General features: G+C 33.8%; 20 protein-coding genes. 1 reads left to right on the forward strand and 19 read right to left on the reverse strand.

All coding sequences use genetic code 11. From position 1 onward, the window contains the following. Positions 1–8: 8 nt before the first annotated feature. A complete protein-coding gene (locus ACONDI_RS11530) occupies positions 9–1,880 on the forward strand; it encodes a polysaccharide biosynthesis protein (protein WP_241078696.1) in 1,872 nt (623 codons plus the stop codon). 80 nt (positions 1,881–1,960) lie between these two features. On the opposite strand, the gene ACONDI_RS11535 is transcribed toward ACONDI_RS11530, so the two are convergent. From ACONDI_RS11535 to ACONDI_RS11625, 19 genes are all read right to left on the reverse strand, one after another. Next, complete coding sequence (locus ACONDI_RS11535; protein WP_241078697.1) at positions 1,961–2,977, reverse strand: copper amine oxidase N-terminal domain-containing protein; 1,017 nt, start codon at positions 2,975–2,977, stop codon at positions 1,961–1,963. Between the two features lie 208 nt (positions 2,978–3,185). Continuing rightward, a complete protein-coding gene (locus ACONDI_RS11540; RefSeq protein WP_241078698.1) occupies positions 3,186–5,531 on the reverse strand; it encodes an O-antigen ligase family protein in 2,346 nt (781 codons plus the stop codon). Positions 5,532–5,639: 108 nt separating this feature from the next. Beyond that, positions 5,640–7,841, reverse strand: a complete 2,202-nt coding sequence (locus tag ACONDI_RS11545; protein ID WP_241078699.1) for a hypothetical protein — start codon at positions 7,839–7,841, stop codon at positions 5,640–5,642. Between the two features lie 33 nt (positions 7,842–7,874). Beyond that, the gene (locus ACONDI_RS11550) at positions 7,875–10,970 is read right to left on the reverse strand and encodes an AAA domain-containing protein (RefSeq protein WP_241078700.1); all 3,096 of its coding nucleotides are present in this window, start codon (positions 10,968–10,970) and stop codon (positions 7,875–7,877) included. Then, the gene (locus ACONDI_RS11555; protein ID WP_241078701.1) at positions 10,967–11,137 is read right to left on the reverse strand and encodes a hypothetical protein; all 171 of its coding nucleotides are present in this window, start codon (positions 11,135–11,137) and stop codon (positions 10,967–10,969) included. Before ACONDI_RS11555 ends, ACONDI_RS11550 begins: the two co-directional genes overlap by 4 nt. Further along, on the reverse strand, positions 11,138–11,959 hold the full coding sequence (locus ACONDI_RS11560; protein ID WP_241078702.1) for a serine/threonine-protein kinase: 822 nt from the start codon (positions 11,957–11,959) through the stop codon (positions 11,138–11,140). Beyond that, positions 11,946–13,274, reverse strand: coding sequence for a protein kinase domain-containing protein (locus ACONDI_RS11565; protein WP_241078703.1), 1,329 nt, complete (start codon positions 13,272–13,274; stop codon positions 11,946–11,948). Before ACONDI_RS11565 ends, ACONDI_RS11560 begins: the two co-directional genes overlap by 14 nt. Positions 13,275–13,442: 168 nt before the next feature. Next, entirely contained in the window at positions 13,443–15,353 is a 1,911-nt protein-coding gene (locus tag ACONDI_RS11570) for a leucine-rich repeat domain-containing protein (RefSeq protein WP_241080953.1), read from the reverse strand. 191 nt (positions 15,354–15,544) lie between these two features. After that, the gene (locus ACONDI_RS11575) at positions 15,545–16,651 is read right to left on the reverse strand and encodes a DegT/DnrJ/EryC1/StrS family aminotransferase (RefSeq protein WP_241078704.1); all 1,107 of its coding nucleotides are present in this window, start codon (positions 16,649–16,651) and stop codon (positions 15,545–15,547) included. A gap of 40 nt (positions 16,652–16,691) precedes the next feature. Next, positions 16,692–17,471 (reverse strand): polysaccharide deacetylase family protein, encoded by a 780-nt coding sequence (locus ACONDI_RS11580; RefSeq protein WP_241078705.1) that lies wholly within the window; start codon positions 17,469–17,471, stop codon positions 16,692–16,694. Positions 17,472–17,502: 31 nt separating this feature from the next. Then, positions 17,503–18,147 (reverse strand): acetyltransferase, encoded by a 645-nt coding sequence (locus ACONDI_RS11585; protein WP_241078706.1) that lies wholly within the window; start codon positions 18,145–18,147, stop codon positions 17,503–17,505. Positions 18,148–18,162: 15 nt separating this feature from the next. Further along, the gene (locus tag ACONDI_RS11590) at positions 18,163–18,777 is read right to left on the reverse strand and encodes a sugar transferase (RefSeq protein WP_241078707.1); all 615 of its coding nucleotides are present in this window, start codon (positions 18,775–18,777) and stop codon (positions 18,163–18,165) included. Further along, the gene (locus ACONDI_RS11595; RefSeq protein WP_241078708.1) at positions 18,778–19,911 is read right to left on the reverse strand and encodes a glycosyltransferase family 4 protein; all 1,134 of its coding nucleotides are present in this window, start codon (positions 19,909–19,911) and stop codon (positions 18,778–18,780) included. A 39-nt stretch (positions 19,912–19,950) separates the two neighbouring features. Then, positions 19,951–21,150, reverse strand: a complete 1,200-nt coding sequence (locus tag ACONDI_RS11600) for an O-antigen ligase family protein (protein WP_241078709.1) — start codon at positions 21,148–21,150, stop codon at positions 19,951–19,953. An 88-nt stretch (positions 21,151–21,238) separates the two neighbouring features. Next, complete coding sequence (locus tag ACONDI_RS11605) at positions 21,239–22,393, reverse strand: glycosyltransferase family 4 protein (protein WP_241078710.1); 1,155 nt, start codon at positions 22,391–22,393, stop codon at positions 21,239–21,241. Positions 22,394–22,784: 391 nt separating this feature from the next. After that, complete coding sequence (locus ACONDI_RS11610; RefSeq protein ID WP_241078711.1) at positions 22,785–23,459, reverse strand: hypothetical protein; 675 nt, start codon at positions 23,457–23,459, stop codon at positions 22,785–22,787. Between the two features lie 158 nt (positions 23,460–23,617). After that, positions 23,618–24,511 (reverse strand): glycosyltransferase family 2 protein, encoded by an 894-nt coding sequence (locus ACONDI_RS11615; RefSeq protein WP_241078712.1) that lies wholly within the window; start codon positions 24,509–24,511, stop codon positions 23,618–23,620. A gap of 91 nt (positions 24,512–24,602) precedes the next feature. Then, complete coding sequence (locus tag ACONDI_RS11620) at positions 24,603–25,763, reverse strand: hypothetical protein (RefSeq protein WP_241078713.1); 1,161 nt, start codon at positions 25,761–25,763, stop codon at positions 24,603–24,605. 15 nt (positions 25,764–25,778) lie between these two features. Beyond that, a complete protein-coding gene (locus ACONDI_RS11625) occupies positions 25,779–26,897 on the reverse strand; it encodes a hypothetical protein (protein WP_241078714.1) in 1,119 nt (372 codons plus the stop codon). Positions 26,898–26,941: the final 44 nt, after the last annotated feature.

Consider the following 26,941-nt stretch of genomic DNA (forward strand, 5'->3'; position numbering starts at 1 on the left):
GATTAACCTTGACCAAAGGATACATAAAAAAAGGGCTACAGGTCCTTGTAGACATCTACCTCTTTAACATGGCCTTTATTTTGGCGCTACTTATACGCTTTGAAGGCTATGTACCAAGGAGTTGGATAGATCTATACCTAGAGAATTTCATCTGGCTAACTGCAGTTTTTATTATAACCTGTTTTATCTTCAGGCTATACAACCGTCTATGGTCATACTCTAGCATTCATGACCTAATAGTATTATTTACGGCAATCACCATTGGTGTTGCCTCCACTTTTGGACTTTCTGCAATTATCGGAGCAGTACTTCCAAGAAGTATTTATTTTATCGCCTGGTTTCTCTGCCTTCTTCTGCTTGGTGGATTTAGACTTGGATTTAGAGTATTAAAGCTCTACAATATGCCAGCCTTACTAAGCAGTAATAAGGGCAGAAGCAAAAATATCTCTGCTAATAAAAAAAATGCCAAAAACGCTCTTATCCTTGGAGCTGGCGATGCAGGAAGTATCTCACTAAAAGAACTAAGCCGTCATCAAGATGAAGTCCCTATAAATGTAGTAGGTTTTTTAGATGATGCACCTGCCAAGCAAAACTGCTGGATAAACGGGGTAAAAGTCCTTGGAAAAATCTCAGACCTAGAAAAAGTCTGCAATAAGCACGGGGTAGAAGAAGTAATAATAGCAATGCCAAACGCCCCAAGAACCATAGTAAGGGACATAATCCGTACCTGCAGTGACAATAATATTAAAGCCAAAATCCTTCCCCCGGTACACCACCTGATATCAGGAAGGGTAACTGTCAGCAGTATGAGAGAGGTAAACATTGAAGACCTCCTAAGAAGAGAACCGGTAGATCTGAATATAGATGAAATATCAGGATATATTAAGGGCAAGATCATCATGGTCACCGGAGCAGGAGGCTCCATAGGATCAGAACTAGTAAGACAGATTATTGAATTTGACCCAGAGAAATTAATATTAATTGATCACTCAGAAAATAGTCTCTTTGATATTCAAAGAGAGCTAGAAACACATCAACATAAGGACAAGCTACTAACAATGATTGCAGATATTCAGGACAAAGCAAGAATAAACTCGATTTTTGAAAATCTAAAACCTCAGGTTGTATTTCACGCGGCAGCACATAAACATGTACCTTTGATGGAGAATAACCCAGAAGAAGCTGTGAAAAACAATATCTTTGGCACCCAAAACGTAGCAGAAGCAGCAGATACATACAAGGCAGAAAGGTTTGTCCTAATCTCAACAGACAAGGCAGTAAACCCAAAAAGCGCCATGGGCGCAACAAAAAGAGCAGCAGAAATAATAGTCCAGAGCCTAGCAACCCGCTCAGATACATCTTTTTGTGCTGTAAGGTTTGGTAATGTTCTTGGAAGTAGGAGCAGTGTAGTCCCACTCTTTCAGGAACAGATAAAAAAAGGCGGGCCAGTAACGATTACTCATCCAGATATGACAAGGTATTTCATGACCATTCCAGAAGCCTGCCAGCTGGTTATAGAAGCAGGTAGTATGGGCAAAAAAGGAGAAATATTTATCCTTGATATGGGTGAACCGATAAAAATCCTAGACCTTGCCAAAGACTTAATAAAACTCTCAGGCTATGAACCAGAAGTAGACATACCAATCACCGTTACGGGAATAAGAGAAGGAGAAAAGATCCACGAAGAACTATTGACAAACAGAGAAGAAGTAACAAACACAACTCACGAAAGAATATATATCACAGATAACGACACTCTAGACCTTAAAGATATTAAACAAGAACTTAAAGAATTAGGCGAAATCACTTCTTATGATCTTAGTTTTCTTGCCAAAAAGTTAGAAAACTGGATTGACTCTCACGAGATAAGAAGTAACTAACTAGATCAAAAAAAGGCTCCGGCATAAACTTTTTACTTTAATGCCGGAGCCTTTTTTTTGATAAATCTTTTTATCTATGCTTATACTACATCGTCGCTTTCTTCAGATTCATCTGTAGGCTCAGATTCTTCTTCTCTGTCAGCTTCCTCTTCCTCCAATGTAGTAACGATCGCAGTATTTGTTTCATCATCCCAGTCAACCTCTTCTCCCATAGCTTCACTGACAAACCTAAGAGGTACCATGGTTCTTTCTGCTAAATTAATTGCTGGAACATCACCTTCGACAATTTCACCATCAACTTCTACCTGAATTACAGAATGCCCCTCAAAAGTTCCATGATCTCCGGCTTCTATTCCAACAGCAGAACTAGAAGCTTCTCCTTCAGTTGATACAATAGCTGTTTCTGTCTCTTCATCCCAATCTACATCTGCTCCCATAGCTTCACTTACAAATCTAAGCGGCACCATTGTTCTACCTTCTAAATTCACCGCTGGTACATCTCCTTCAACACTCTCGCCATCAACTTCTATTTGCGCTACATCATAGCCTTCAAAAGTATCTTCTTTTTCTACATCTTCATCAACGTCTTCGTCCACTTCTTCATCAGCTTCTTCTGGTTCTTCCCCCTGCACTTCTACTAAGAAGTTAGCACCAGGCTCAACCCAATGTGTAGTTGATATCATATAAGCCCCTGGCTCAGAAAGGGTTATTGAACCACTTACTTGGTTAAACTGCTCTGGATATTCTTGGATAGAAGGTTTCTCACTGGTTAACTCTCCTTGTAATTCGTATTCTGCATCATCCCATTCCAAAGGTTCTTCATCTTCAGCAACACTTGCATCCTCGATAGAATCAACTTCAAAAATCTCAGCATAAGCAAAAAGTGAATCTTCAGGAAGATCTTCTGTTACTTTGATAGTAGCCGGTGCTTCAACTGTGTACTGGTTACCATCTTCTTCGCCAACTACATTTGTCAATTCAAGTGTTCCTAATGTTTCTGTCTCCCCCTCACTTTCAACTTCTGCGCCCATAACTGGTGCCACAAAAAGCGAGCTTAAAAGAAAAACTGCTGCAATGATACATAAAACTTTTTTCATAACATAACCCCTCTCTCTTATTATTTTTTGGGGACTGCTTCGAACTATCTTAAGCTACATAATTCTACATAATTCGACAATCCCCTAAAGCAGAGAATGAGGCCATCGTATCAACGACAGCCTCATTCTCTGCTTTAGCTCATGTTCTATGATATTCTATACATAGTTAATTTTTCCTTCTAAATTTTAATAAAAATCATAAAAATTATCAATTATCCTCTAGTCCAAGCATCGAAATATAACTTTCATAACTTTCTATTATGCCCTTTCTTTCATCTTCATCTTCAACCCTATCAAATACTTCTTCGGCCCTTTCTAGATCTCCTAACCCCTTATAAGTAATCGCCTCAAAAACATACCTCTCTTCATTATCTTCTGGCAGTTCACTTTCATTCATAAAACTCTCTGCTCCTTCAAAATCTTCCATCAAAACATAAGCTTTAAATACATTCAAGTCAAAGGTTCTATCTTCTGAATGATAATCCAAAAACTCATCTCTAAGATCGATTGCTTTTTGTAGCTTAGAATGGGCTTTTTCAGTACTTTCATTTGGATCTTCATTAAACATATAATGTTCAGCCGCAAATATCAACCCATTAGAATAACGTAAAAAGCTGTTATAATTATGGATATAATATTCATTTGACTTCTTAAGAGAATCAAGGCCTTCTTCTATTTTACCTACACTTAACATAAAACTTCCATGATCTGCTAGGTTTGTCGGATGGTAGGGCTTTAGCTCTAATGCTCTCTCTGCGTTATCTATAGCCATAGGGATATATCTTCCTTCTTGATTTTGCTCATAAATATTCTTATATAACTCAGCAAGATTCATGTAATGATCAGCATTCAAATGATCATTACTAGTTGCATTATTCAAACTGCTTAAAGCCCTTTGAGCATCCCCTTGTTGAAGAAATGCATGAGCAGTTCTTCCTGCACTAAATCCGTTATAGACAACCAGAGAATATATCACGAGCCCAAAAGCTGCTGCCATAGAAACATAAGGGAACAATTTATTTAACCTAAAGGAAACCGAAGGGCTAACGTCAAAGCTCTCAACAGTTTCACTTCCAGTAGAATCTAAGTAATAATGATTCAATAAACCAAACAAAGCCCATAGATATATCGCTACAGCACCAAGAGACAGGTTGAAGTCTACTATACTGTGCCCTCCAAGGGCTATAGCAGCAACAAACACCCCTGTTGCCTTTATATATTCTTCACTCTCGCTTTTTTTGTGCTTTAGCACCATTATCATCTGATAGAGTAGTGCTATCCATATAGTACTAAAGATCAACATCCCCGGTATACCCGTCTCAACTCCAACTTGAAACAGGTGACTGTGGACTTCTGTAGTAGTATAATCCCTGTCCATATACTGAAAGTACAAACTCTCCCAGCCGCCACCTCCTGCACCAAGGATAGGTCTATCAGTAGTTATATCCCAGGCAACCTGCATTAACTCTATCCTTGTGGTAAAGCCTGTCTCTTCAAAATCTATTCTCTCAATCCTACCAGAGATGGCATCCGGCATCATCTCGAGAGTCCTATCATAATTTAGCGCCGCAAAGATAGTACTAGCAAGCATCACCACAACCAAAAACCCGGCAAGACCGTACTGAACACTTCTTTTCTCTAGCTGTTTGATCCTGTTAAAGAAATAAGTAGCAAGATAAGTCAGGCCAAAGGCACCGACAAGTCCAATTATTATATATATCCAACCGGTATTCTGGTTCTCCTGCACCGCTGTCCATACAGGCATCGACACAACCAAAAACATAATCCCTGGTATTGCAGTATAGACAAAAACGCTGACAAAGCGTCTTATATTCATAGCCCAGTAGATTATCACTACTATAGGAAATAACATCCAGGCAGCCCTTGACATGGTAAAGACAAAAGTTATTAGGATTATAAAGGAGGCACTTCCCATAAGACCCTGAAGCCAGATCTTCTTCTCAAGCTGCATCCTTGACAGGGTGACAAAAAAGGCTGCAGTAAGAAGTGCCGCAGTAGTATTTGGATACTGCAAAGTTCCAAATATCCTACTTCCACTCACAGCACCAGGATAATCAAATGAACCAAACCCTGTACCAAGACTGATAACTGTCATTACACTAGCACCAATAATCAAAGCATACAAAAACCACCTGTCAAAGCCAATATTAGACAGCCTTGACACCATCAAAAATACCGCAAAATAAGTAGCCACAGCCATAAATTCCAGCACAGCTTCTCTTGGTACAACCGCAACTATTATACTAACCCCATATATCAAACTAAACAAAAGCAAAACATAATCCAAAGGAGTTGACAAAAATCCTGTCTCACCAGACATCAGCCTATGAATAACAAAAAGCAAAAAGATAAAAAACACTGCCGCCTGGGTCAAAAGCATCTCCCCATCAAAGAATAGCCCTCTATAAAAAAGACCGTGTATCAATGTTATAGCAACCAAAACTATAACAACATATCTCATTATAGAAGGTTTGATTTCTGTTTCTTTTATTTTTTTATCTTTATTATTCTTCTTTTTGTTCTTTGAAGTCAAATCGTATTCACCTCTACTAAGCTATAAAATTTAATTAATAAAAATTCTTCAAAAATCCCTATACAAAAATCCTTATATCTAATTCTTCAATTATACTAAAATCCCTTTTCAATTTTTTGACTTTCTAGAAATCACCCAAATTACTATTATAATTATAAAGAAGAAAAATGTTAACTCAACAAACAAAAACAGTATAACTATAAGTAAAAACAATGCTGTCAAAAAAACAGCAAGCAATGCAGCTATCTCCAAAACAATCCAAAAAGGTTTTGGTAATAAATCGTAACACTTTTCATCAAAAACTAAGTCATACTTAATTTCAAAATAAGCATAAACACCAACCAAAGATAAAATTATCATAAAAACCAAATAAGGCATGGTCGTCATATTTGGAAGGACCAAAAACACACCAACAACTGCCAAACCTATAATTATTTTTTTAAAGGTGTTTTTCTCAACTCTTAAAATATCTTTGGTTTTATTTTCTAGTTTTTTATCATATACTTCTACAAATTTTATAATGGGTATTAATAAAGTTGGTAAAAAGCCTGCCCCACCTAATAAAACAAGCATAAACATCAACAAAAAAGTTGTAAGATTAGAAACAAAAAATCTATAATCAAGATTATAATTTTCGCTAAAATTTTCTCCTAACCTTTTAATTAGTGAGCTTTTCATTAAAACATTATCTTTTAACCAAACAAAAATATCAAAAACCTTCCCATAAGTATATACATACTCTTCATTATTACTTGCTTTATTATTACTTACCTTATTATTATAGATCAATTTTTCATCGCTTACTTCATTATTTACCATCTCAACTTCATCTTCTGTCACATTACTATCACTTGAGTAACTTGAAGCAATCTCCTTAGTAAGTTCTTCTTCGAATTCCTTATCAGGCATAAGTCCATCGTTAAGTGCCGATTGATTATCATAATCAGTATCTTTGTGCAATACCTTTTCATTTTTATTTTCCTCTAACTGTGATTGTTTACTATTTGCTTGTTTCTTTTGCTCTTTTGGAGGCATTTTTTTAAGATTTTCGAGAATTTTTTCTAGTTTATCAGTACTAGAAATGTTTTCTTCATTAAAAGTTTCTATGTCTTCTACCCCGTTTAATTTGGTTTGTAATTCGTAAGCTAACTCTTTTAGAAGACCACTATTAGTTTTTGCATAACACACAAGACCCGGATAGACATGATTAGCCCCAAACCTAACATACGGCCTAAAATTTGAATTATTAACTCTTGAATTTAACCCTATATCGTAATGAAATAGTGACTTTAAAAACTTTTTATCTATTTTTACAATATCTTCCTGGTCAATTGACAAGTAAATAATATTGCCTTTTAACTCATATTCCAGGGACTCCAAATCAATACACCAATCTGATTTTATAAGCCCTTCGATTTTGGCAGGAATTTGATATAGGTTTTCCAAAATATAATCAAGCTGGTTTTTGATATCGCCTGCAATCTGTTTCAAAGTATCAAAGTTACTGTCAGAAACAACGTTTATATCAGTATTATAAAGCCCTAGGATTTGTTTAGTATTATTAGATATGGCAACAGGTTTCCAATAAAATGCATCCTTTGCATCTTCCATTTTTTCTGTCCTTTTACATTTCAAAAGCACAAAAGGATCAGGTATTTTTTCAAATTTCACCAAAAACCCATAAGCAAAATTTATTTCCTTAGAAACAAGCCTTTCAATACTATCTATATTTAAATAAAACACAGTATTTTTTCGCTTTTTATATATGTCGATATTATCTTTTAGATCCTGAAATATATCCTCTTCTACATGAGGATCTAAGGGCTGTAAATGAGGGATATATCTATTTGTGTCTTCTTCACTCAAAAGCCCTACCCGTGGTTGATGCATTTCCCTGGTGATCAAAGACCCTGAAAGGGGGTCAACCTGTACCTTCTGCCTGGTGCTGTACTTTTGATATTTCACCCCATCCCTAACCGACTGCATTCCAAGAGCTGTAAGCTCAAAATCCAAAACATGCCCATATCCCTCTAGTATCTTAACTAATTTTTCTATATATTTGGGGGTAAGACCCATCATATCCGCTATCATTTGTATGTCTTTTACTCCACCGTAGATCAACTCAAGAACAGAATGTTCTATAGTCTCAAACTCTTCACTACTCGATTCAATTGTCTCAAGCTCTAAGTCAGCAAGGGGATAATACACACATGACCAAAGTTCAACCTTACCCCCTCTCAAAAATTCCGGATATTCCTCAAAAAAATCCTCTAACACCACGTGAGGAAAGGTAAAAGGGGTTTTTGCCATAACCTAGCTCTCCTTTTCTTCCTTATCTTTTTATTACAAATCCTTGCTATTAATTCGCTGGGCTTTTCCCTGTTCTGCATAACTAAGCATCAAATTAATAAACTGGGAAAATTCTTTTTCACTAGTTCCCGGCAGCGGCCTTCCATATTCATCTACAAGCGGCTGCTCAAAGTCATCCTTCTCAAAGTACTCACATGTAGACAAAAATTCTAAATCTCCAATAAACACCAACTGTTCCTGACACCTAGACAGGGCCACATTAAGACGCCGAAGCTCTTTCAAAAATCCTATCCTTGGAACGTGGGGAGGTTTTTTACTGCTTCTTGTACAACTGTAGATAATCACACTTCTTTCCTGGCCTTGAAAGCTATCAAGTGATGCAACAAGATCCACTACTTCCTTCTTAGATATACCAGGTATAGCTTCTATTACCATGTCCCTAATATGCTGAACCTGTTTTTTGTAAGGGGTTATCACACCTACATCATTTAACGGCTTTCTATAACTCTCATCTTCATCATCAGCTTCTCCTGCTTCAGACAATATCTGCTTCAAAACTTCCACCACCAAATTGGCTTCATAATCATTATAATAGCCCTGCTCTAGAACCCTGGTTTCATATCTATTCTTTGCAGTAGAAGTATCAATTAGGACAAAAGGGTTATTAAATAAATTAGGGAAAGGTGTCTTAACATCGATCTTATTCTTAAATGAACGGTACTTACCCTCATAAAACCATTCCGACAAAAGCTCTGCAATAACATCAGGCATCCTGTACTGAGTATCAAGTAATATTTTGTTATCAGCGGAAAAATCCTCATATAGATATTCAAACAAACTCTTTGTTAAAAAATCAGTATCTATGCCTGCATCTTTGCACCGTTCTATCACTGCTTCATCAGCAATTGGCGGTATTTGAAGGTGATCTCCAAGCATTATCACTTTCTCTGCTCTACTCATTGGGACTATGGCATTATGTATCTGAATTTGCCCTGCCTCATCAATAATCGCTACATCAAAATCAAGATTTTGAAAACGCTGTTGACTGTTAATCCCTATACATGTTGCCCCAATCAAATCAACTGATTCTAATAAAACTTTTGATAGGGCATAGTTTTTCTTATTATCCAAAAAACCACGCCAGCGATTAAGAGCCTTTTCTACAATCCTTACTTTTCTGTATTGTTTATCACAGCTTTTTTTGAGTTTTGTTAATTCATCCAAGGCTTTCTCCTTATCAATACTTCTAGGGCTTAACTCCAGGATATTATCCCCCAAATCTCTATATTCAAAATCTTCTACCTCCAAAACTGCATCATCCCATTTATCAGATTCCTGATACCACCTGTTTTTTACTGGCTCAATTTTATCCTTTCTAAATTCCTCCATAGAGTCAATTAAGTTTTGATATTCCTTTATAATCATCTCATTTTCGTCGTGCAATTCCCTGTATTTTTTAGAAGCGCTATTTAACGACCGTTTATTAATCATATACATAATCCAGGTAAATACCTTTTTCCAGGCCGGACTATTAAGATGTTTATTTATCTTCTCTTTTAGCTTGTCTATCTCACCTCTTAGGTCTTGAATTTTATTCTTTTGTTTTTGATCTTGATCTTTATAATCTTTTAAAGGCTCAATATAATCTTTATATAAGCTATCATATCTTTTAACCAGATCATCATGCAGGGTTTGTACTTCTTTAGCAATTGGTTCTAATTCACTTAGCTTATCAAAGAATTTTGTAAGCTCTTCTCTTTTCTCTTGAACTTTTTTCATATATACTTCATTAGCATTGATTATATTTTTTTGCAGTTCATAGGCACGGTTTTCATACATCAATGGAGTTATATTCGACTGGATCTTTTCTTCACTGCCTATTCTAATAGTATCAATTTTATCTTCATCTACTAATTTTTCTAACACATTATCAACCGCTTTATTATTTTGAGAAGAGACCAAAACACGCAATTCTTCTTCTAATACAAAATACTTCACCCATTCTAATATAACTGTTGTCTTACCCGTCCCAGGAGGCCCAAGCACCAAAAGAGCATCCTCTGTTTCGACACCCTTCTTTATAGCCTCTAATTGGCTTTCATTAGGAGGTTTGGTGCTATTTTTTAGTCTATCTATGATATGATCAAGTTTCTTGTCAGAAAATCCTCGAAACTCACCCCTGCCGATTACAGGGTCAATATATGTAGAGGGAGTTGTCCCATTTCTTATCCCTTCTATAACCTCTTCGCGCACCATTCGCTGTACAGCATTATACTCTAAGGAAATAATTCCCTGAGGAAGCATTTTGTTGACCTGGAATTTTTCATCAAAGAGGATAACTATACTATAAGGCTCCTGATCTGTGTCTATATCCATGATCACACCAGATACTTCTTCGTCCCCGTCCAAATGTATAACCACCCGTGCACCTTTTTTGTACAAATTCTGGTCAAAATCATTAACTAAAAATTTATAAGCTAATTTTTCTACCCGGGCATAATCATCCACAGCACTGAATTGATAATAGCTAATCTGTGGGCCAGACTGGGCAGCAACTTTTTGGATCTCATCTTCTGCAGTTACATAATATTCAGCCATTGTCAATAACTCATCTAGTTTGTTGCTAACTGTGTACTCTTCTTCTAAATCATTTGTTTCTTCTTTTCCAGGGGTCTTTAGATCATTTATCCTCTCAACCAAACCAGAGACAAAAGGCTGAAATTTTCTTCTGGCAGTTTCTGGCCTAACAGTTCCCCAGCTACTTCTCTGCCCGTGCCATAACACAGCTCCATGATTAGTACGTATTTTTAAGGCATGCTTAATAAAATGATTTTGTTTACCTACGGTTTTCTCCTGTACACTGGTTATGGTGAAATTCCCTTCCTCTTCTAAAGCACAGACCAGTATTACCTTCTCTGTTAAAATATTAAAAAACTCTTTACTCTTTGGAGCATAATTTATCAAAAAGACTTTTTGTTCTACTAGTTGATTAATCAAAACCTCTGAATCAATGGAAAAATCAGCACATTGATTAAAAAAAGCATTAGTACAAACAAGGGGCAGTGGACTATCAATCTCATAAGTTCCCTCATCTTCATACAAATAGATAGGTGCTTTCATCTCGCTCATGAGCTTTCACCTTCTCCCCTAGAAGAACTATAGCTATCATCAATATCAATAGATGTAATAGATTCTAGATGATTAAGTTTTCTTTCTAGCTCCAAAAAGCTCCCCTTAGAATCAAATCGCTTAAGCATTCTCTCGTCAAAGTCATCCCACTTAATCTTGTCTTCCAACTACTTAACCCCCTTAATGACCTTTATCAACTCTCTTTTAAGTTGATTGGCATCCTTTGGCCTCTCTTCTGGATTAAGTTTCATACACTTTTCTATCAGCTCACTCACCTGCCCCGGGATTTTATTATTTATATCCTTTGGAGGATAAAAAACCTTCCATTCCCTTTGATCATCAAAATCAACTTGATAATGTTTTCCGGGAGCAGGAACCTCACCCGTAGCTATCTCATACAACAGGACACCCACCGAGAATATATCTGCCCTGTCCTGACCTATACCAAATACATATTCACTTTGCTCAGGTGCCCTATAAAAGTCTGTACCCTCCCCGGCAAAAGGTACTCTTGTAGATAAGTTGAAGTCAATTAAATAGACTTGATTGTTTTTTTGCACCATTATATTCGCTGGTTTTAGATCCCTGTGCTGGTATTTCTTTTGATGCAAAATAGACAAACTATCACATAAATTTATCATTATCTGAAGTCCCTGCCTTAACGGCAGTTTCCCTTTCAGTAACTGCTCTAAAGTACGACCTTCTTCGATAAGCTGCATTATTAAATAAAAACGTTCATTTTTTTCATCATAATACGTGCTATAGAGAGCAGGGATACTGGTAGTCTTATTAGCAAAATAATTTAGCATCTGGGCTTCTGTTTTGGCATTTTGAAGGTCTTTTTTGGGAACATCCAAAGATTTTATCCCTACTTTTCTTTTTTCTTCTTCATCAAATGCTTCAAAAAACTTTGACTCACCATCTTGAGTTTCATAAATGGTCTTAGTTATTGTATAGTTATGAGACTTATTATAGCTAAGCTTTTGCATACTCTTTCACCTCTTTTTGGATCACATCTAGCACGTCTTCTATACCCGGGCGTTTCGAAGAAGTTTTGTTTATCATACTGTCTACAATACCCAAAAACTCCTCGGATAGGTCAAACTTTTTTAACGCATCAAAAACATTTGTTTCTGCATTTGCCTTGCTAAAAATAAATAAATAAATTATTAGCATCCCAAAAGAATAAATATCTACCTTACTCCAATCTATATCATCTCCACCTGATTTGATCTCTCCTGGTTGAAACATATCGACGCTTCTATTTATGACTTTTGTTTTCATGGTAGCACCACTTACATTAACCAGTTTTGCATATTCGAAGTTTCCGATCTTGGCAATACGAGCACCGCTTTTTTTCTTTCTTACATAGATACTTGATGGGCTTAGGGCACGGTGGTATATTGGCTCATCAGCGTTATGAAGCTCATGCAATCCCTTAGCAACATCAAGTATCATATCAAGGCGTTCTTTTATAGTTAGAGATGGTAAATTTATCTCTGTCAGATTAACATCCTCGTCCCCTAGTTCATAACAGGTAAAAAACAGCACATTATCCTTTTCTGTCGAAATATTATGGTTTTTGACCACATTAGCCATTTCCTCATCCCAGCTTCGCCTAATAGCTTTTAGATCCCGGGTGATAAACTCAATGTCTTTTTGAGTATATTCTAGGGGTCTTCTAAACTGCCTAATAACATAATAAGAGATGGTTTCAAGCTCTACTTCCTCTATCTTGCAATAATACTTTTTCTCACAACCTTCTTCATATTTTTTGACATCTAAATTTTCGATAGGGATATAATCCTCAATCATCACCTTGTCTGCAAAGTCTTCCCTATCTTTCTTACAATCAGGATCATAAATCCTGATTTTTTTCTTCATTATTTTTTTAAATATAAAATAGCTGTTAAGTACACGGTGAAATAAAAGTAGATGGTCTATAACTTCATCGGGATGAGCTTTTCCCAAAGGAGATTTCTTTGAAGTATCTTCTGGTCCATCTGTGTGGGTATATTTATTTCCCAGGTTTTTGACCTTATGTAAGTAATCTGACTGCCAGCCAAGCAAAAGGCGTCTGTTTTTTGCCTCTCTGATCATATCGTTGTTTGACTTTTCATAACCGTCATCTTTTTTTCTAGAAAGATTATTATAATCAAAAAACCATTTCAGAAAATACTCCATTGCCCTTCTCAAATTACTAGCTGCATCAGTAGGGCTTGTCTTAGCTTTCTTCTCTGCATCTACGCAGTGATTGTATAATCCTTCATCAATATCCTTAACAAAATCAAACAGGTTAGACATCGTATCACCTCACGTACTATAGTTTAATATTCATAATATTTAAATAATCCAATGTTATAATTTTCTATATTTATATAGGATTTACCTCCCATTTTTTCTAGGACTTGTTTACTGATATAAAAAAACGCCCGTCAAAGGGCGCTAAAAGTTTTAAACACTTAAGCTTTATTAAACATCCAAACCAATATCAATTTCACTAGTATTTTCATGATATTTTACAGGTTTTTTCAGCATATCACTAACGAATCTCAAAGGCACCAGGGTTCTTCCATTTTGTTCTCTAGCAGGTACATCCAGGTCTTTAATACTGTTATTAACGTAAATTTCTTTTTCACCAAGGGTCATTTCAATTTTTACATCTTTTTTTTCAATTAGGATCGCGTTCTCCTCGCCTATGTAATCTACTTTGGCTCCTAGTTCTTCTGAAACAGCCCTAACAGGAATTAAAGTTCTTCCATCTTCAATAACAGGTGGTTGATCGAAATCTATCTGCTTTCCTTTTACAAAAACTTTATCTTCTAAAGGCTTTTGTCTAATCTGTTCTATCCTTTCAGGATTATTTTTAATTTCTTCTATATCTTCAAGGCGCCTGTTAATTCTGTCCATGTCTTTTTCTTCTATGTCTAGATCTTCTTTGTTATTTTGAGGTTCATATTTAACTGTAACACCGTCATTCTCAAAATTTTCAATTATTGAGCTATTATTAGATCCCATGCTTATATCGATGTAATTTTTCTTTAACTTCAGCATTCTAAGATTATCTAAATCTTTTAAAGGGGTAATATCTGTTACAAGGTTGTCATTAAACTTTAAGTAACTTACTTTTTCTAGATTTTCTACAGGACTTATATCTTTCACCTTATTGCCTTTAAAATTCAAAGCATTGTTTAACCCTTCTAAAGATTTTACCGGGGATATATCAGTGACCTTATTGTTTCTAAATGCTAATGTATCTAATTCTGTTAGTTCTTCTACAGGACTAATATCTGAAACATTGTTTTTGCAAAAATTAAGTCTATTCAGATTTTGGAGGTTCGTTAGAGGGCTTATATTATCTACATAATTTTCTTCAAATGTTAGCACTTCAAGACTTTCCAGGTTTTTTAAAGGAGAAATATCACTTACATGATTTAGATCAAAATTAAGTTCCTCAAGATTGTTCAATTCTTGTAAAGGGCTTAGATTACTTATAAGATTAGCTCTCATATTAATTCTTCTCAGCTCTTTAAGCCCCCTTAAAGGTTCTAAGTTTTGTTCTATTTCACCTCCTAATGGGCATACGTCGATAATTTCGTTGGAATTAATTAATAGTATCTCTAATTTTTCCATGTTTTCAAGCGCATCCAAATTATTGACTTCATTTAAAACAAAATTTAGCTCTTTTATATTTGTTAATTCTTTTAATGGTTCTATGTCAGATACCTCATTACCACCAAATCTTAAATTCTTAATGTTTACTAAGTCCCGCAAAGGCTCTAGATTTTTAACATTATTGTCATTTAGTTTTAATTCCTCTAATTTACTTAAATTTTTTAAAGGCCCAATATCTTCTATTTTGTTTGAATTAATATTTAATTTTCTAAGATTATTTAATTCTGCCAGAGGGCTTAAATCTTTTATTTCATTTCCTCTTAATTTCAAAACTTCTAAATTGTCTAGTTCTTTTAGAGGACTTAAATCATTTAACTTATTGTTTTTAAGATTCAATTTTTTTAAATTATCTAAATTTTGTAAAGGAGTTATATCTTCTATAGAATACCCAGGTGCCTCTAACTTTTTTAAATTTTTGGCATACTCAAGACAGGATAAATCTTTAATATCCTCTGGTTCTTCTAATATACCAAGGACACTTAAATCTAACTCCTTAATGTTTTTCATATCTTCTATAGTAATGTTTTCTTTTTCATCTGCATCAATTTGCTCTCGGATTTCATCTTTTATAGTCTCGTAGTAAATTTCAACATCTTCATCTGCTGTGGTGGCAGTAGCAGAACCGTGTAAAAATAAAAAAACACTTAAAAAAAATATTGTCAAAAAATAAATCTTTAAAGTTATTGCTTTAAGACATTTGCTTACCATGTTTAACACGAACCCTCCTCCCATATTCCATAATATAAAGTTTATTTATTATTATACCTGTTTATTTAAACACCCCAAGGGACAGTAATATTTTATAAAAAATATCAAAAATAACTCCTTTAAACACAACAAATCCTCCTACAAATACATCTGTTTACTCATTTTTGTTTATACAGATATTTACCGGCAACTCATCTATTAACAACCTCATCTAATTTTTGCACCACATAATCAATCTCTTCTTCTAAGATATTATTAAAAAATGGCAAAGCTATAGTCCTTTTACCCACCCCTTCACATACTGGAAAATCTCCCTCTTTGAACCCAAACTGCTCTCTATAAAAAGGCTGAAGATGGATAGGAGAAAAGTAAGGCCTACAACCTATACCCTGGCTTTGTAAATATTCCATTACACTATCACGATCAATCCCTTCTTCCACCTGCACCACATAAACAAACCAGCTCATCTTCACTTTGTCTGATACATAAGGTGGTTTAACACCATCTACTCTTTTCAGTTTTTCAGTATATTCCTCTGCTACTTTTTTTCTTTTGTCAAGAATCTCATCAAGCCTCTCAAGCTGTGCCACCCCAAGGGCAGCACTTAGCTCATCCATCCTGTAGTTATAACCTAGCCTTACATGATGAAGCCATTCTTCTCCTTCTCCTCGTCCCTGGTTTCTCATGCTCCTGCATAACTTAGCTATCTCATCATTATCAGTTACTATTATCCCGCCCTCACCTGTTGTAATCTGTTTATTTGGGTAGAAGGCAAATACAGAAGCATCTGATAACTGCCCTGCTTTTATCTCCTCAAATGAGGCTCCTAATGCCTCACAGGAGTCTTCGATAATTTTAAGGTTATATTTATCAGCAAGTTCTTTTAACTTCTTCATATCCATCATCTGGCCAAATACATGAACGGGCAAGATGGCTTTGGTCTTGTCAGTTATCTTATCCTCGATCTTATCAATATCCATGTTATATGTATAAGGATCTATATCTACAAAGACAGGCCTCGCCCTTTCAAATAAAATACAGTTACTTGAAGCTATAAAGCTAAAGGGAGTAGTTATCACTTCATCACCTTCACCAATGCCAAGTGCCCTTACTAATAGATGAAGGCCGCTTGTCCCGCTATTAACTGCAATGGCATGTTTTTTCTCGGTGATTTCTCTAGTCTTAGCTTCAAAAGCCTCTAACTTTGGACCCATAGCCAGGTGACGAGAGTTCATAACTTGATTTACAATTTCTATTTCTTTTTCTGTTATATCTGGACTTGCTAAAGGTATCTGCATCTATTTACCTCCAGATGTTAAATAATATTTGCCTTTTACTTTATAATCTTTTTGCCAGGTAGTAAAACTTGTTAACCAGGTCTTTCCCCACGCTGTTATTATATACCGTTGTTGCAGTAAATCTAGCAGACCTAAATAAGTATTTGCTTACATAAAACTTTAATCTTGATTTTTGCCATCTATGGGTATGAGTATAAATATAAATAGAGTTATTATCCTTGATAAAGTCTACTATATCTTTAATATCACTAAAATTTCCCCTATTCCAACTATAAGCAGCATCACTGATGAAAGTATATCTTTCTTTTCCAACTTGAGAAGGGATATCAACAGTTGCATCATATAATCCAAATAATCTTTTGCTCTCACCGGGGACAAAAAGATCTTTGTTACCCCTCCATCCATTTCTTTTTTTAAGTGGATTACCATGAGGACAGATAGATTTTAAATCAAACCCAAGATCTACAAATTTATCTATATAATATTTAAATTCTTCTATAGCCTTTTCTCTATCGCCATTATGCTTATCCAATACATCGTAATGATAACCAACTTCATGGCCAAGATCTTCTATTTCTCTAAGAAGTTCAACATTAGCAGGGGTTAACAATTCCCCATGAACGTAATATGTTGAAGTTATATTATTATTACTTTCTATTCGGGCAATATCAAGGGCCCGACTTATTTTCCCTTCCAGGTCATGTCTTATTATGGCAAAGGGCTCCTTTATGTTATCTTCAAAAGCATCCTTCACCTTATAAGTATTTATATCAAATTCATTTAGCTTTTTACAAAAAAATTCCCAATCCTTATATATCATTTTAATTTATCTCCTTCATTACCAAAAAGTATTACTGACTAATATCTTTAGCAGGAACACCAACCATAGTAGCACCTTCAGCCACATCGTCTACAACAACTGCCCCTGCTCCAATTCTTGACCAGGGACCGACTTTTTTCCCTTGAATAATAGTACTACCGCTACCAAGTTCTGATCCCTCTTCTATTACAACATTACCTGAAATATTAACATCCCAGTACAAACTAGCATAATCTTTAATTATAGCATCATGACCAAACCCACACCTTGGATTTATAGATACATGGTTACCAATTACTATATTAGTGGTAATAACCGTATAAGGACCAATGATTATTCCTTCGCCAAGTTCTACATTTTTTGTCATATAAACACTTGGATGAATAACATTAAAAAATCTACAGTTATTATTTTTCGCTCTTTCTATCAGTTCTTTTTTAACCTTTGGGTTTCCAATAGCACATACTACATAGATATCATCTTTGTCGTTTAGCTCTTCTATTTTACCTAGAACAGGATAACCATCAACAAAAAAGTCTTTTTCATAGTTATCATCAACAAAACCAACTATTTCAAAAGTTTTAGAAGTAGTATTAACCTCATTAATATCCTCAATATATTTTATAACTTCTCTGCCAAAGCCACCTGCTCCAATGACAGCGACCTTTTTTTTCATTAGCCACACTTCCTCTTAATAGTTAGATACATTTTGATCCTGTCCATCACCCATAAATTCAGGCATGGTAGCATGACCTTCTGCACTAATTCCTTCTCTTTTTATAACTTTTACAAAGGTTAGCCACAAAATCTTTATATCAAGCCAAAAACTTCTATTATCTACGTACCATACATCAAGTTCGAACTTCTCCTCCCAGCTAAGAAGATTCCTTCCATTTACCTGGGCCCATCCAGTTATACCAGGCCTTACTTCATGCCTTCTTGCCTGTGTAGTATTATACCTTTCTAAGTATTCCATCTTTAGGGGTCTAGGGCCTACAAAACTCATATCCCCTTTTAAAACATTAAAAAGCTCGGGTAGCTCATCTAAGCTATAATCCCGTAAAAACTCCCCAAAAGAAGTAAGCCGTATCTCATCGGGAAGTAAGTTTCCTTCTTCATCTGTCTCATTAGTCATCGTCCTAAATTTATAAATATTAAAGGGTTTACCATTTAGACCTGGTCGTTTCTGGATAAATAATACGGGAGTACCAAGTTTAGCCCCAACCAAGGCTGAGATTATCAGAAGTAAGGGAGAAAATAATATTATTAACATTATAGACATAATAAAGTCGAACAAGCGTTTCATTTAAGTCCCTCCCTTAGCCCTACTTAGCCCCATCTCAGTTAAAATCTTATCATTTATCAAGTTAACATCAAATTTGTTCTCGGCAATTTCTCTGCTTTTTAGCCCCATTTTTTTAATCATATCAGGATTTTTTATAAACTCTTCAATTGTTTTCGCAAGATAGTTACTATCCTTAGTAGGAATTAAATAGCCATTCTCTCCTTCTACTACAGTTTCTCTACAACCAGGTGCATCTGTAGTAATAATAGGCCTACCAACAGACATAGCTTCCTGGATAGTCCTTGGTACTCCTTCCCTGTAATAAGAAGGAAGAACAAATACGCTGCACTTTTTTAGATAAGGCCTTACGTCATCCTTTTCTCCAAGATATTCCACAATTCCTTCTGATTCCCACTCTTCTATATCTTTTTTCTTAACAGAGTCCGGATTGTTATCTAAGGGGCCAATCAACATAAATAGAACATCAGGGTACTTCTCTTTTATCTTCCTTGCTGCTTCTATATATTCTCCTATACCTTTTCCCCATATTAATCTTGCTATTAACAAAAAGCTTATCCTATCTGTCTTGGGGTCAGAGTAATCAAACTCATAGGTATTAACTCCGGAACCATTAACCAAGACAACATTATTATCAGATATTATTTTTTTTTCTTTAAACAGCTGTATGTCATCAGGGTTTTGAAAGAAAACTTTTTGGTTAAACTTAAAAGCAAGCTTATATTGTAAGGAAACAAGTTTTTGTAGTAGCTTTTGTTTTAAAAAACCACCATTAGAAAAAGTATAACCTAAACCCGTAACCAAAGAATAGATATTTTTAACTCCTGCTAATTTTGCTGCAATAGAGCCATATATCACAGGTTTAATAGTATATGAAAAAACTATATCTGGTTTTTCCTTTTTAAATACTTCTATTAAATTTTTCAAAAATTTAATATCACTTACAGGGTTTATCCCGGTCCTATTTAGAGGTATCTTTATAAAAGTGGCTCCTAGGGATAAAAGTTCTTCTTCCACCCCTTCTTCAGGGCCAGCAGCTATAACTTCATGGCCTAATTCTATCCATTCTCTTATCAAGTCTCCCCTAAAATTAATAAGGGAACTGGATTTGCCGGATATTATCATAATTCTTGGCAATCTATTAGTTTCCTCCTTTGTAGGGCAAAAACAATTGTTTCAATCATAACATAGGATATAGTCATCAGTTTTCTTATAATAATCATTAAGAGCGTATATAAAAACAACAAGCAACCAAAACTGGGGCCAGCGTAAGTTTTGATGTGTTAATCCGTAAAATAGCACAGGAGACAAGTACAATATAAGATCGATACCTGTCGCTCTAAATATATAATAAAACAAAGCTACAAATAAAGAAAAACCGATTATACCGTAAGAAAACAAAATAGTGCCTATCCCAGAATGCATCTCTTTGTTCCCTAATTCTGATTCAAACCTCTCGAAGGCTCCTTCACCTGAACCAAAAACAAGATATTCCGGATGATTTACTATTCTATCATAGCCCCTACCGGCTAAATTATCATCTGGGGATTCTCCGATAGTTGTTACTCTTTCTTCGATGTTATCCAGCACCGGGACATCATAATAAAAATTAACTATAAAAAATCCTAAAAATAAAACAACTGAAAGCAGGCCTATTAAAAAGACAAGTCTTGGTTTTTTAAACAATTCAAAAAAAAGTAGTATTATAAAACCTATAATGACTGCACTAGAAAGTGAAATGGCTAAAAGATACAATAAACCTAAATAAAAAATAAGTTGCTTTGTAATAGAAATTTTATAATAATTCAAACCGATACCTAAAAAACAAGCTGAAAGGAGAACGAAATAACCTAGTTGATTTGGATTATTAAAAAAAATTGTCTGCCTAATTTGACCCCAGCTACCAGCCCTAAGATCCTCCAATTCTATCGTAAAACTTGATAAAAAAACCTGGATCACTACCGAAATTATAATAGAAATTAATATTATATACAAAAACTTCCTCTTATCAACACTGCTTGTATACAGTGCCAAAAACGAGACAAAAACTAGAAAGTTAAAGAAATAAAATAAAATACTCTGAACTATAAAGATATCCTGGGTAATAAAATAAAATATCAAATTTATAATTCCAATATAAGAAACTAACATACCAAAAATATATACAAGTTTTCTATGCGGATAAATATCTACTTCTCCAGTATAAATCAGTAATAGTATTATAAAAATCAGCACACCCAGAATGAAATCTGCAACCTGAGGCATTCCGCTGTCAAAAAAATAAAAAGGAGCTAATATAAAATAAGCACAAAACATATAGGGTAAAAAAGAAATAAGCTTCTCTTTTTTAAAAGAACCCTCTAAAATTTCTTTCATAAATCCATCAACTACCCTTCTAAAGCTTGATGCAAATCAGTTCCATCTTTTATTAACCATACCATCCATTAATCAACCATTATGTAGACTAACTGATATCATTTTCATTTAATATACGTCTAACAATTTCCAAGTAACGAGAAACCTGGTGTTCCACAGTATAGTACTCTGATATTTCCTTAGCCCTTTCTCCCATCTTCACCCACTTATCTTTATATTCCCAAGCACGGTCAAAAGTATCTCTATACGCTTTTTTTGTTGGTTTCTCAACGTGAAAGCCAGTTTCACTATCAACCACGGTAACTGAAGGTTCCCCTGCTTTGTAAGCAATAACTGGCTTACCTGCCGCCATCGCTTCTATAATAGAAATTCCGAAAGGTTCTGCATTCCTGCGTCCATTTATCGCTATATCTATTGTATGATAAAGAGACTTCACGTCTTCTATCATACCTAATAAATGAATTTGTCCATTACCATACTTCGCTGCTATATCATTTAAGTAAGAACCAAGTTTAGACTCTAAAGGGCCTCCGGCGATAATAAGATGAGCCCCTTCAGAAAATGCCTTAGATTCCAAAAAGGCATTTAATACAATGTCTGGAGCTTTATCATATACAAGGCGAGATACCATGCCAAAAACGACATCTCCTTGTGATATTCCTAATTCAGTCTTAAAATCTTTTTGGGGTTGTCCAACAACCCTATCCTTAGAAAAACCCGGGTAAACAATATCACTACTTTCTAATCCAAGTTTATTTAATGTGTACAGGCTATTTCCTATTGGGATAATGTTATAATTATTTAAAATGTAATTAATGTAATACCTTTTATATAAGTTCATAGTATCTGGTATATGCCATAGCACTGGTATGTCTAAGCGTTTGGAGAGAAGTCCACTTAAATGAAGTAAAAACGGTTTTCTTACCGATAATACGCATGGTAAATCGCAAGCAGGAAAGTTCTTTGACAAGTAATCAGCAGCCTGAAAAGTCCTCCAAAGCAAGCTCGCAATATTTAGAGGTTTTTTTAGTACACTACCACCAAATACTGGAAAAGGGTGCCCTGGCTCAAACGATCGATCAAAAAGACTTTTGTAAGTGTCTTTTGTATCTCCATTACCAATAATAATACCTGATACTTTAACGTCCCGTTTTTGTAATTCTTTTGTATATTCAATCTCTGAAGTACGTACCCCCCCACCATCTGCACCAGTAACAACTTTTATTATTTCAAATCTATTCACCTTATGAATTACCACCCTTCGGAATGCAATTATAATTTTTACAACTATTATCGATAAGTGCTAATTAATTACAAGTTCTAAGTTAATATCACAAGTTAATTTTATTTCAAATTTTATAATATCCCGTACCATGATTTTATTTTTATTCCATATTTCCCCCTTATACTATCTTTTAAAAGCTATATCATAGTTTTTAGTTCACCATCATGATAAGTCAAACCACCTATTATCCTTAACATGTGAGAGGGATATCCTGCACGGGAATAATACATTCAAAATATAGGCTCACATTAACTTTATACTTTTAAGAATCTCGTTCAATTGTCATAACCATTTTTTAAAATGAAGTTAATTTCCCCGTAATTAAAAAACTAGATTATAAAATTTAATTCTAGTTCTTCGAATTAATATTTTCAGGCTTTCTATAATAATATAAATACTTTATCCCTTGTGGATGTACAACTCCAATCGTCGCTGGAATCAAGTCAAGATCTAAAATTTTTGCCATAGCTAGCCTGTGATTTCCTCCTTCACCATGAATTGGCTTGCCTTCTCTGTCAATAAATACTTCAATCTCACCTCTTCCTTTAGCAAACCAACGATTTTTACCTTCAAGTTCTTCTCTAGTTAACAACCTACCAATTTTACGTACGCTTTCAAAAATATTGTCTAACTGTTTATATCTATGTATAACATCTTCTATGGTTTTACATCCATCAACGTCTCCTCTTTTATATATATTTTTCAACATTGCTTCATATCTTCCTGTTTTTTCCCAAGGAACACCTTCTATCCAATGTTTTTTACATGCTTTATACAATGATTTTTCTTTAATAAAAACTGTATCATAATCCCAATCTCCTGCTATTACTTTTCCACTTAAAACTTTTTTACTACCAAAATGCTTAATTCTTTCATTCTTTCTTATTCTCCTTTCAACCTCATTTGGATTCACCCAAATCCTCTCTTTATATCTAGGTGCTTGAAAACCATATAATAATTTATTTTTTAAATTAATCAAGATATAAAATTTCATCAATCTTATATATTCCAAAATCTTACTCATCCCCTCTTTTCACCACCGTAAAAACTGTGTTTATTATTGATTATTTTGTTTTATTGCTCCTATAACTTTTTTAACATGCCTATCCCAAGAATTTATCTCTGCCCAATCCTTTTTATTGAAAATAATTTTTCCAGGATTGTATTTTTGTTAAATTTTTGTTAAATTATTTTTTTAAGTTTATTCCTTAAAAACCCTACCAAATTAGCTGTTTTCATTACAATGCTAATTACTTGTCCCGTTAACACAAGTTTATAATAATAATTTTCATAATATTGGGAACCACTTTTCATTATATTTTCCCGAACATTTTTAGGGCGTATAGGTATGAAAATTCTTACCAGCAACCAAAGTATATTCGTTTGTCTTCCTTCTTCTTTCCATATTTCTGGTTGAGCTAACCCAACTCTCCATTGTTTTTTTACTAGCAAAAAAAAAGGTCTAGCTATTTTTTCAACATAAGCTTTTTCACAGTATACCATTTTACAACCTTGTGTAACTGCCTTTCTTGTCCAACGAACATCAGCACCGGAACGTACTCCTTCAGGAAATTTTCCAACTTCATCAAATACCTCTTTTTTTATAAATAAATTAGCTGTTTTTGCAACTTGCTTTTCAAGTATTGATTCTCTCATTTTAATATTAGTAATAGAATCATATATTTTCCCTGCAGTTATATTATTGCCAAAATCAAATGCCACTTCTCCTCCGACAATATCTGCGCCTTTATTATATAAACATGAGACTCCTGCTAAAAGCCAATTTTTTGAAGGAAAGCAAGTCGAGTCAAGCAAAACAATAATATCCCCTCTAGCTTTTTCAATTCCTCTGTTCCTAGCAGAATATGGACTTGATAAATTAAAGTGTTCAAATAGTAAAGATACATTCTCAAATTTTTCAACTACTTTAACTGTGTCATCCGTTGAACCGTTATCAACAACTATAATTTCATAATTTTCCTTAGGATAATTTTGTTCTTCTAATTTGGTTAATGTGTTATAAATAGCTTTTGAATCATTATAAACAGGAATTATAATAGACACAGTTGGATTCATAAAGTTTTTCAACCTCCATGTTTTGTAAAATCACCAATTACACAATTTGTTAATTACAAGTTTATCTATATCCTATGTTACCCTTTTTAAACTATAAAGCTCTTGTAATTTCATATATCCTAGAATTTAATGTCCTTTGGTCTTCAGTATTAATGGAAAAACTATTTAAGTTTGTTTCATATGTTAAAGCAAGTTGTCTTTTCAAAGCGAACTTTGTTTTCTCATAACATTGGTTATTATTGTTTTTAAAAAATCTATCCTTAAATATATTATATATATACGGTAGTTCAAATCCGGGAGCGTTATATGGATATCCATATCTATTAACACTTATTTTTTTATCCATTGCTGGAAAAGTTATATCTAAAGCATGATTATCCTTTTCTAAAATAGTAAAAAGTGAATCACTGAAGGCATAATTTAGCGCTTTTTTAAATTTTTTAGACTCCCAAAATTGATTGTCACTATCAATATAATAATAGATTAGGGCAAAGGCATATAGATTAAATAGATGATAGCCATTCTCCTTATAAACCATATTTCTACCACTCACAAGCCTGTTTTTCCAGTTTTTACACAAATCATAACCCCATCTTAATTTTTCTTTTTTATTATGTTTTCTTTGGATTTTATGCTTAATTAAACCATTATTATAAACTTGAAAATTATGTTTTATTTTTTTTAAAAATATATCAATTTGTCTTCTACATTCTTGATTTTGTTGTAAGTTATGTAGAAGTGCCCCTGCTGCTGCAAACCACAGTTGATGGTTAAAAGTCATGTCAAATCCTTTATAACTACCATCAACATTTACCACTACCCACAACCCTAGATTATCATCAAAAGGATGTAATAAAAATACTTCGTTAGCAGCATTAATAAATTTATCATTATCTAAAACTGAGTAAGCTTCAACTAAAGCCTCTATAACCCATGCTTGTCCAATTAATCCATTGCTAAAATCTTTTTTAGGGTTTTTCCTACAATAAAAAGTAGCTTGCATAGGTCTAGCTTCATCTGATAACAAATACTCTCCACATTTCTCTAAACCTTCTAAAAAGATTTTGTCTCCTGTTTCCTTATATAAGTAACTAAAAGTAATCAACCAATGCGCTGTATTTCTGACAGGAGTTTCTGGATCCATATATGGTCCATTATTACCTGGCAAAACATACCCATATTTATTAAGTTCATCTAAATATTCTACTCCTAATTTGTGAATCAAGGCTTTATATCTTTCATAATAACACAATCGTTTTCACCACCTTTATATATCCCCTTCTATTTTATCAAAAGCTTCAAATGCCCTCACAAAATTCAGCAATACTTTAATTGTGTGTTCATTAAGCTCCCTAAATTCTACAATTTTATCAATTCGTTCTATAAAATATAGCCACCTATACAAATTCTTATTGTTTAAAATATGTTCTTTACAATTGTCAATATATTGAATAATAAAATATTCTCGTGCTCTATCTAACTGAGTTAGTAAATTAAAAAAATTATACCTTTTCCAGTTACTCCTACTACGAACATAATTTCTAAGAAATAAGTCTGTTAAATCAAACAAGCAAGTTCTATATTTTGTAGATTCCCAGTCTAAAATTTTAAGGTTTTCAACTTTTTGGCTTTCTAAATACAATACATGCTTTTCATTCAAATCTCCATGAGAAATACTCATGTAAATTATATCATTGTGAAACATTTTTAACTTACTTGCTATTTTGCTTTGAAAATGTAGTATGTCATTAAATTCGCTTTTTTTTGAATATTTGTTTCTTATATGTTTTTTTAAGCATTTAATGTTTTGTTCATGAGAACTTATTAAATCATTAACCTTTACAGTAATCAATTCTTCAGATTTTACTAGTTTCCCTAAAAGTTCTATCATTATTGTATTAAATGTATTCATATTTTTGTAATCATAAGACAACGGTACTCCATTAATATATTTTTCCGTATATTGCTTCTTACTTAAATTATAATTAATAATTGGGGGAGCAAAATCTTTTCCGTACCTAGTGATTCTTTCAATTTCATTTTTAATACTTTTTTCTGTATAATATGAATGATATCTTTTATGAACTATTTCCTTTTTTAAATCAAAATACTTTAGACCTGTTTGAATTTCAATGACTAAATCAGCCTTATGCTCATACATTTTAACCGGTAATTTTTTAAATTTTGTACACACTAGTAAAAAGCTAAATAATATTTTGTTTATGCTAATTGTTTTAATTAATAAGCTTTTTAAATTATTCCCTTTTTGAAAAAAAGGTTTACCTTTAAAAAATAATATCAAACCCAATCTTAATAAGTTTTGATCATAATAAAACCATATGCTGTTTATTTTAACATATCTATAACCAATATAATTATTCTCCATAGTAGCACTCTCCAAAATCAATTAAGAAATATATTTTTAAATTT

This window comes from Natranaerofaba carboxydovora (genome assembly GCF_022539405.1).
GTDB lineage: Bacteria > Bacillota > Natranaerobiia > Natranaerobiales > Natranaerofabaceae > Natranaerofaba > Natranaerofaba carboxydovora.

Bases quoted from the DNA above. Each gene is read 5' to 3' on its own strand.
- ACONDI_RS11535 (WP_241078697.1), bottom strand. From the start codon at position 2,977: ATGAAAAAAGTTTTATGTATCATTGCAGCAGTTTTTCTTTTAAGCTCG.
- ACONDI_RS11545 (WP_241078699.1), bottom strand. From the start codon at position 7,841: ATGGCAAAAACCCCTTTTACCTTTCCTCACGTGGTGTTAGAGGATTTT.
- ACONDI_RS11550 (WP_241078700.1), bottom strand. From the start codon at position 10,970: ATGAGCGAGATGAAAGCACCTATCTATTTGTATGAAGATGAGGGAACT.
- ACONDI_RS11560 (WP_241078702.1), bottom strand. From the start codon at position 11,959: ATGCAAAAGCTTAGCTATAATAAGTCTCATAACTATACAATAACTAAG.
- ACONDI_RS11565 (WP_241078703.1), bottom strand. From the start codon at position 13,274: ATGTCTAACCTGTTTGATTTTGTTAAGGATATTGATGAAGGATTATAC.
- ACONDI_RS11570 (WP_241080953.1), bottom strand. From the start codon at position 15,353: ATGGTAAGCAAATGTCTTAAAGCAATAACTTTAAAGATTTATTTTTTG.
- ACONDI_RS11575 (WP_241078704.1), bottom strand. From the start codon at position 16,651: ATGCAGATACCTTTAGCAAGTCCAGATATAACAGAAAAAGAAATAGAA.
- ACONDI_RS11580 (WP_241078705.1), bottom strand. From the start codon at position 17,471: ATGATATATAAGGATTGGGAATTTTTTTGTAAAAAGCTAAATGAATTT.
- ACONDI_RS11585 (WP_241078706.1), bottom strand. From the start codon at position 18,147: ATGAAAAAAAAGGTCGCTGTCATTGGAGCAGGTGGCTTTGGCAGAGAA.
- ACONDI_RS11590 (WP_241078707.1), bottom strand. From the start codon at position 18,777: ATGAAACGCTTGTTCGACTTTATTATGTCTATAATGTTAATAATATTA.
- ACONDI_RS11600 (WP_241078709.1), bottom strand. From the start codon at position 21,150: ATGAAAGAAATTTTAGAGGGTTCTTTTAAAAAAGAGAAGCTTATTTCT.
- ACONDI_RS11610 (WP_241078711.1), bottom strand. From the start codon at position 23,459: ATGAGTAAGATTTTGGAATATATAAGATTGATGAAATTTTATATCTTG.
- ACONDI_RS11615 (WP_241078712.1), bottom strand. From the start codon at position 24,511: ATGAATCCAACTGTGTCTATTATAATTCCTGTTTATAATGATTCAAAA.
- ACONDI_RS11625 (WP_241078714.1), bottom strand. From the start codon at position 26,897: ATGGAGAATAATTATATTGGTTATAGATATGTTAAAATAAACAGCATA.